The sequence below is a fragment of the Mycobacterium sp. genome (genome assembly GCF_040398885.1).
In the GTDB taxonomy this organism is placed as follows: Bacteria; Actinomycetota; Actinomycetes; order Mycobacteriales; family Mycobacteriaceae; genus Mycobacterium.
Genome location: NZ_JBBATF010000154.1, coordinates 1 through 7541, shown reverse-complemented (window position 1 = coordinate 7541; position 7541 = coordinate 1). Strand labels below are relative to the sequence as shown.

Genomic DNA, 7541 nt, shown 5'->3' with positions numbered 1-7541 from the left:
CGGCCTCGGCCTACCTGATGAAGAGCCCGCCGGTGCAGTTGGCCGACGACGTGGCCCGCGAACAGCTCGAGGAGTTCATCGCGGGGTAGCCCCCGGCGAGGGGTGACTCCCCGGTGAGAAATGAACCCCGTGGCGGGATTCCCGCCCGGGGTCTCATTTTCGCGTTAACTGGATGGGTGGACGAGTTCGCCTACCTTCCCGAGAACGCCGAGCAGGCCGGCGTGACCGGACCGCTGCCGTCCGTGGCACGTGTCGAGATCGGCCCGGTCTCCGCGCTGCGCTGGGGCTCCGGGCGGCCGCGGGTGGTGTTCCTGCACGGCGGCGGCCAGAACGCCCACACCTGGGACACCGTCATCCTGGGCCTGGGCCTGCCCGCGCTGGCGATCGACCTGCCCGGCCACGGACGCTCGCAGTGGCGCGAGGACGGCGACTACGGCCCGCGCCTGAACGCCGAAGCCGTCGAACCGGTGATCGCCGAACTCGCGCCGCAGGCCGATCTGGTGGTGGGCATGTCACTGGGCGGGCTGACCGCGATGCGGCTGGCGGTCACCGCACCGCACTTGGTGCGCACGCTGGTGATGGTCGACGTCACCCCGTCGGCCCCGGAGCGCCACGAGCGGATGACCGCGGCCCAGATGGGTGCGGTGGCACTGGTGCAGGGTGAGCGAACTTTCCCCAGCTTCGAGGCGATGGTGGACGCCTGCGTCGCGCTGTCCCCGCACCGGTCGCGGGAGTCGTTGCAGCGCGGGGTTTTCCACAACTCCAGGCAGCTCGACGACGGCACCTGGACGTGGCGGTATGACAACTTCCGAAAGGGGGACGGGTTCCTCGGCCTGTGGGACGACGTGCCGGCGCTGCTCACCCCGACCACCCTGGTGCGCGGCGCCAAGTCGTTCTTCGTCGACGACGACGATGCCGCCGAGTTCGCCCGCACCGCGCCGGGGTTCCAACGCGTAGTCGTCGTCCCGGACTCCGGGCACTCCGTGCAGGGAGACCAGCCGCGGGCACTGGTGGAGATCCTGCGGACGGCGCTCGGCGGCACGCCTACGCTGGGCACATGAGCTTCCCCGTCCGCATCGGCGTGCAACTGCAGCCGCAGCACTCCAGTCACTACGGCCACATCCGCGACGCGGTGCGCCGCTGCGAGGACATCGGGGTCGACGTGGCCTTCAACTGGGACCACTTCTATCCGCTCTACGGCGACCCCGACGGCGCGCATTTCGAGTGCTGGACCATGCTGGGCGCCTGGGCCGAGCAGACCTCACGGATCGAGATCGGCGCGCTGGTCAGCTGCAACTCCTACCGCAACCCCGAACTGCTCGCCGACATGGCCCGCACCGTCGACCACATCTCGGACGGCCGGCTGATCCTGGGCATCGGGTCGGGGTGGATGCAGAAGGACTACGACGAGTACGGCTACGAGTTCGGCACGGCCGGAAGCCGTCTCGACGACCTTGCGGCGGCGCTGCCGCGGATCGAGGCCCGGCTGGCCAAGCTCAACCCCGCGCCGACCCGGCGCATCCCGATCCTGATCGGCGGTCAGGGCGAGCGCAAGACGCTGAAACTGGTGGCTAAGCACGCCGACATCTGGCACGGATTCACCAACGCCGAAACCTACCCGGGCAAATCCGCTGTCCTGGAAGGGCATTGCGCCGCGGTCGGGCGGGATCCGGCGACCGTGGAACGCTCCTCGGGGGTGGAGGGCCGCGGGCCGGAAGTCCTGGTGGCCAACGCCGAGGCGCTGGCCCGGCTCGGGGTGACACTGCTGACCGTGGGCTGCGACGGACCGGACTACGACCTTGCACCGGCACAGGCGCTGCTGCGTTGGCGCGACAGCCGTGCCCGGGGGTGATCGGCCGTTCCGGCCGTCGCCCCCGGAACGGTTCGGCGACCCGGGACAACCGTTAGACTGACAAACCATGTATGAGAGCCCGACGCAGGTCACCACGTTGGCCGGTGATTTGCAGCGGGTCCTCGCCAAGCTGATCACCGTGGTGCGCCGGGGGGATCCCAACCGCGCGACCCAGCCGGACCTGACCATGTCGCAGATCTCCATTCTGCTGACGCTGCTCGACAGCGGACCGATCCGGATGACCGAACTGGCGGCCCGGGAACGGGTGCGCACCCCGACCACCACGGTGGCCATCCGGCGGTTGGAGAACGTCGGGCTGGTCAAACGCTCCCGGGACCCGTCGGACATGCGCGCCGTTCTGGTCGAGGTCACCCCGCAGGGGCGGATCCAGTACCAGGAGGCGCTCGAAACCCGGCGCCACCATCTGGCGGAATTGCTGAACAGGCTGACCGACGATGAGCGGGCGGATCTGGTTCGCGCGATCCGGCCGCTTGAGCGGCTGGCTGAGTCCGAAGACTAACCGGCCAGCCAGTCCAACACCACCGCGGCGGTCCACGACTGGTGCCTGCTGCCCAACGGTTCGCCGGTGAAGGGCTCGTAGTACTCGGCGAAGGTCCCGTCGCCGACCTGCCGCAAACCGTCCCGTCGCAGCGCCGTCGACCGATCCGACCATCCGCGGCGGGCGAACGCCCAGGCGAACAGCCAGGTCAATACCGGCCAGACCGGACCCCGCCAGTACTCCCGCCGCCGGAACCCCGCCGAGGCCGGGGACGTCGACGGCGGCAGCGCGAACCTCAGTTCCGGATGGCCGCAGAACCGCGGCCCCTCGAAGAGACTCAGCAGCGCCTGCTCCTGGCCGCCGCTCAGGCCGCCGCACAGCAGCGGCGCGAACTGGGCGACCGTCTCGGAGGCGATCCAGGACTGGGCTCGCAGATCGTAATCCCTTGCCGCACCTGTTTTCTCGTCGGCCGCACCGACCACCCCGACCCGGAACCGGCCGGCCCACTCGTACAGTTCCCGGATGTCGGCCCGGGGCCGGCCGCAATCCTCGCCCACCGCGGCCAAGACCTCGCTGGCAACCGCGAAGACCGCCGAGATGAAGACGTCCTGCACCGCGAAGCTCATCGCGGCCGGCAGTCGGACGTCGTCGTAGCCGACCGACTTCATCTCCTCGAGCAGCCACAGGTACGTGGCGTACTCGTCATCGGACGGACGTTGACTGGTGTCGGTGATGACGGCGTTGTCCGTCCGCCGGTAACCCGGCAGCGTTCCGCCGATCACGTTGGCGTAGGCCGAATCCCACCGCGGCGAGTTGTCCATCCCGGACTCCCAGCCGTGGTAGATCGTGATCCGCCCGATCTGTCCGGGGTCGCGGGCCTGAGCCAGCCAGCGATGCCAGCGCATCAGGTCGGCCCAGCGACGGTGCAGGAAGTCCTCGGCCACCGCGCGGTCCGACCGGCCGCTGTCTCGGGCCCGGTCCAGAATCCGTTGCACCGCTATGGCGTGCACCGGCGGCTGGGTGATGCCCGAGGTCTGCCGGCCGGGCGGGGCGGCGCGGGCCAGTTCCCCGCACGCCCAGCGCTCCGGCCCGGGAAAGTAGCCGTCCACCCCATCGGCGAACACGATGTGCGGGATCATCCCGTTGGCCCACTGCGCCGAGAGCAGGGTGTCGAGTTCGACCACCGCACGGTCCACGCTCACCGATGCCAGACCCGCCGCCACGAAGGCCGCATCCCAGCTCCACATGTGCGGGTAGAGCCTGGGGGCCGCCGAGGTCATCGCGCCCAGGTCGTTGCGGCGCAGCAGTTCCGCGGCACGGGCCGCCAACCGGGTGGACGCCGGGTCGCCGTCGATGGGCACCGGTTCATTGTGCGGTGTTGGGCCGCCGCCGGAGATCGGTAGGGTGGCCGCCATGCCGACCGAAATGCCGACGGCTCTGATCACCGGCGCGAGTGGGGGCATCGGCGCGGCGATCGCCGAGGCGCTGGCGCCCACCCACACCCTGCTGCTGGCTGGCCGGCCCTCGGCCCGGCTGGACGCCGTCGCGCAGCGACTCGGGGCGACCACCTGGCCGCTGGACCTGACCGAAGACGACGAGATCGACTCCGCCGCAGAGGTTCTCGCCGAACTCGACGTGCTGGTGCACAACGCCGGGGTGGCCTTCCCGGGTCGGGTGGCCGAATCGACGCCCGAACAGTGGCGGGCCACCTTCGAGGTCAACGTGACCGGTGCGGTGGCGCTGACGCTGGCGCTGTTGCCGGCGCTGCGGGCGACCCGCGGCCAGGTGGTGTTCATCAACTCCGGTTCGGGGATCAACCCCTCCCCCGGCCTGGCGTCGTACTCGGCGAGCAAGTTCGCCCTGCGGGCGTTCGCCGACTCGCTGCGGGCCGACGAACCGCTGCTGCGGGTGACCAGCATCCACCCCGGCCGGGTGGACACCGGGATGCAGCGCGGTCTGGTGGCCTACGAGGGCGGCGAGTACGACCCGGCGCGCTTCCTGGCCCCGCAGACGGTGGCCGGCGTCGTCGCGCAGGTGGTCGCCACTCCCCCCGACGCGCACACCCACGAGGTGATCGTCCGCCCCCGCGGGGCGCGCTGAGCCCCGGTCACCGCGCCGAGATCGACGAAATGGCGTTTTCTTCTCGGCCTTTCCCGCCCATGTGTTCGTTTGGGCAGGAAGGGGGGAACTACAGGACGATGTTGACCAGCCGGCCCGGGACGACGATCACCTTCTTCGGGGTGGCGCCGGCCAGGAACGCCCGCACCTTCTCGTCGGCCAGGGCGGCCTGCTCGAGCACGTCCCTGCCGGCGTCCGCGGCGACCGTGACGTGCCCGCGGACCTTGCCGTTGACCTGAACCGGGTACTCCGCGGTGTCGGCCACCAGGTAGCGCGGGTCGGCGACGGGGAACGGGCCGTGCGCCAGCGAGGCGTCGCCGCCCAGCCGCCGCCACAGTTCCTCGGCCAGGTGCGGGGCCAGTGGGGCGACCATCAGCACCAGCGGCTCCAGCGCCGCCCGGGCGGTGACGCCGGCCTTGGTGAGGTGGTTGGTGTACTCGATCAGTTTGGCGGCGGCGGTGTTGTTGCGCAGATTGGTGTAGTCGTCGCGCACCCCGGCGATGGTGCGGTGCAGGGCGCGCAGCGTCTCGTCACCGAGCTCTTCGTCGGAAACCCTTGTCGCACCTGTGTTCTCGTCCACAAGCAGCCGCCACACCCGCTGCAGGAACCGGTGCGCGCCGACGACGTCCTTGGTTGCCCACGGCCGGGACGCTTCGATCGGGCCCATCGACATCTCGTAGACGCGCAGCGTGTCGGCGCCGTAGGAGTCGCAGATCTCATCCGGCGAGATCGAGTTCTTCAGGCTCTTGCCGATCTTGCCGAACTCCTGGAACACCTCGATCTCGCCATCCGGAGCGGGCAGGAAGAACCGGCCGGCGCGCTCGACGACGTCGGCCGCCGGCACGTAGGCGCCGCGCGAGTCGGTGTAGGCGAAGGCCTGGATGTAGCCCTGGTTGACCAGGCGGCGGTACGGCTCGCGCGAGGTCACGTGGCCGAGGTCGTGCAGAACCTTGTGCCAGAACCGCGAATACAGCAGGTGCAGCACCGCGTGTTCCACCCCGCCGACGTAGAGATCCACCCCGCCCGGGTCGGCCGCGCCGTGCTCGTCGGGTCGCGGACCCATCCAGTACGCCTCGTTCTCGATCGCGCAGAACTGCTCGCTGTTGTGCGGGTCGGCGTAGCGCAACTCGTACCAGGAACTGCCGGCCCACTGCGGCATCACGTTGGTGTCGCGGGTGTAGGGCCGCAGGCCGTCGCCGAGGTCCAGTTCGACGTGCACCCAGTCGGTCGCCTTGTTCAGCGGCGGCGACGGCTCGCTGTCGGGACTCTCCGGGTCGAACAGAACCGGCGAGTAGTCGGCGATGTCGGGCAGTTCCACCGGCAGCATCGACTCCGGCAGCGGGTGGGCCCGGCCCTCGGCGTCGTAGACGATGGGAAACGGCTCGCCCCAGTACCGCTGGCGGGCGAACAGCCAGTCCCGCAGCTTGTACTCGACGCGGGCACTGCCCCGGCCGTCGGCCTCCAGCCGGGCGGTGATGCTCTTCTTCGCCTCTGCCACGCCGAGGCCGTCGAGGTAGCCGGAGTTCACCAGGGTCCCCTCGCCGACGTACGCCTCCTGCGAAACGTCCCCGCCGGCGATGACTTCGGTGATCGGCAGGCCGAATTCGGCGGCGAACTCCCAGTCCCGCTGGTCGTGACCGGGCACCGCCATGATGGCGCCGGTTCCGTAGCCCGCCAGCACGTAGTCGGCGATGAACACCGGAACGGGTTGTCCGTTCGCCGGATTGGTCGCGTAGCTGCCGAGGAAGACGCCGGTCTTGGTCTTGTTCTCCTGGCGTTCCAGGTCGGACTTGGCCGCGATCGAGCGCCGGTAGGCGGCTACCGCCTCCGCCGGTGTGGACGCACCCCCGGTCCAGCGCGGGTCGACCCCCTCGGGCCAGCGCGGCGCGGTCAGCTGATCGACCAGTTCGTGCTCGGGGGCGAGCACCAGATAGCTGGCGCCGAACAGGGTGTCGGGCCGGGTGGTGAAGACTTCGACATCGTCACCGTCCACGGCGAACAGCGCCGAGGCTCCGGTGGATCGGCCGATCCAGTTGCGCTGCATGGTCTTGACCTTGTCCGGCCAGTCCAGCACATCGAGGTCTTCCAGCAGCCTGTCGGAGTAGGCGGTGATACGCATCATCCACTGCCGCAGGCGTTTCCGGAACACCGGGAAGTTGCCGCGTTCGCTGCGGCCGTCGGCGGTGACCTCCTCGTTGGCCAGTACGGTGCCCAGGCCGGGGCACCAGTTGACCATCGAATCGGCCCGGTAGACCAGCCGGTGGCCGTCGACGACGTCGGCGCGTTCACCCGGCGTCAACGCCGCCCAATCGCTGCCGTCGTCGAGAACCATTGTGCCGCGCTCGAATTCGGCTATCAGATCGGCGACGGGCCGCGCCTTGTTCTGCCGCGGGTCGAACCAGGCGTTGTAGATCTGCAGGAATATCCACTGGGTCCAGGTGTAGTAGTCGACGTCGGTGGTGGAGAAGCTGCGGCGCTGATCGTGGCCGAGCCCGAGCCGCCCCAACTGGCGGCGGAAATTGGCGATGTTGGCCTCGGTGCGGGTGCGCGGGTGGGTGCCGGTCTGCACGGCGTACTGCTCGGCGGGCAGGCCGAAGGCGTCGAAACCCAAGGCGTGCAGCACGTTGCGGCCGGTCATCCGGAAGAAGCGCGCGTAGACGTCGGTGGCGATGTAGCCCAGCGGGTGGCCGACGTGCAGTCCCTCCCCGGAGGGATACGGGAACATGTCCTGGACGAACATCTTGTCCTCGGGCACCGCGGCGCCGCCGGCCGGAGCCAGTGAGCCGACCGGGTTGGGCACGTTGAACGTCCCCCGCTGCCGCCAGTTTTCCTGCCACTGTCGCTCGATGCGGTCCGCCAGCTCCGCGGTGTAGCGGTGCGGTGGGACGTCTACCGCGTCAGCGGTGCTCGTCGGCGATTCCGTCACCGACACAGGGTATCGGTGGGCCGGCGCGGCCATGCTGCGGAGCGTGGCGACCGGGGGGAGGACGCGGAGGAGTCAAACGATCGAGAGCCTCCGGCAACGGCTCGGTATCGGTTGCATCCCAGCCCGGTCAGGGGTTGGTTCCAGGT

At 70.0% G+C, this 7541-nt stretch carries 7 protein-coding genes; 5 read left to right on the top strand and 2 right to left on the bottom strand.

Features of this window, described 5'->3' with window-relative positions; translation table 11 throughout:
* The 4 genes from ADBZ5U_RS13190 to ADBZ5U_RS13175 form a co-directional block, all read left to right on the top strand.
* The coding region (locus ADBZ5U_RS13190; protein WP_526810890.1) for a hypothetical protein at positions 1-89 on the top strand (89 nt) is incomplete at its 5' end.
* 87 nt (positions 90-176) lie between these two features.
* Complete coding sequence (locus tag ADBZ5U_RS13185; RefSeq protein WP_526810886.1) at positions 177-1061, top strand: Rv0045c family esterase; 885 nt, start codon at positions 177-179, stop codon at positions 1059-1061.
* The gene (locus ADBZ5U_RS13180) at positions 1058-1852 is read left to right on the top strand and encodes an LLM class F420-dependent oxidoreductase (protein ID WP_526810885.1); all 795 of its coding nucleotides are present in this window, start codon (positions 1058-1060) and stop codon (positions 1850-1852) included. Before ADBZ5U_RS13185 ends, ADBZ5U_RS13180 begins: the two co-directional genes overlap by 4 nt.
* Positions 1853-1919: 67 nt before the next feature.
* The gene (locus ADBZ5U_RS13175) at positions 1920-2372 is read left to right on the top strand and encodes a MarR family winged helix-turn-helix transcriptional regulator (protein ID WP_526810883.1); all 453 of its coding nucleotides are present in this window, start codon (positions 1920-1922) and stop codon (positions 2370-2372) included.
* On the opposite strand, the gene ggh is transcribed toward ADBZ5U_RS13175, so the two are convergent.
* Positions 2369-3712, bottom strand: coding sequence for a glucosylglycerate hydrolase (ggh, locus tag ADBZ5U_RS13170; RefSeq protein ID WP_526810881.1), 1344 nt, complete (start codon positions 3710-3712; stop codon positions 2369-2371). The genes ADBZ5U_RS13175 and ggh overlap by 4 nt on opposite strands.
* Positions 3713-3776: 64 nt before the next feature.
* On the opposite strand from ggh, the gene ADBZ5U_RS13165 reads away from it, so the two are divergent.
* Positions 3777-4451 (top strand): SDR family oxidoreductase, encoded by a 675-nt coding sequence (locus ADBZ5U_RS13165; protein ID WP_526810888.1) that lies wholly within the window; start codon positions 3777-3779, stop codon positions 4449-4451.
* An 88-nt stretch (positions 4452-4539) separates the two neighbouring features.
* Here the strand turns inward: ADBZ5U_RS13165 and leuS are convergent, their stop codons facing one another.
* Complete coding sequence (gene leuS, locus ADBZ5U_RS13160) at positions 4540-7395, bottom strand: leucine--tRNA ligase (RefSeq protein ID WP_526810879.1); 2856 nt, start codon at positions 7393-7395, stop codon at positions 4540-4542.
* Positions 7396-7541 lie beyond the last annotated feature (146 nt).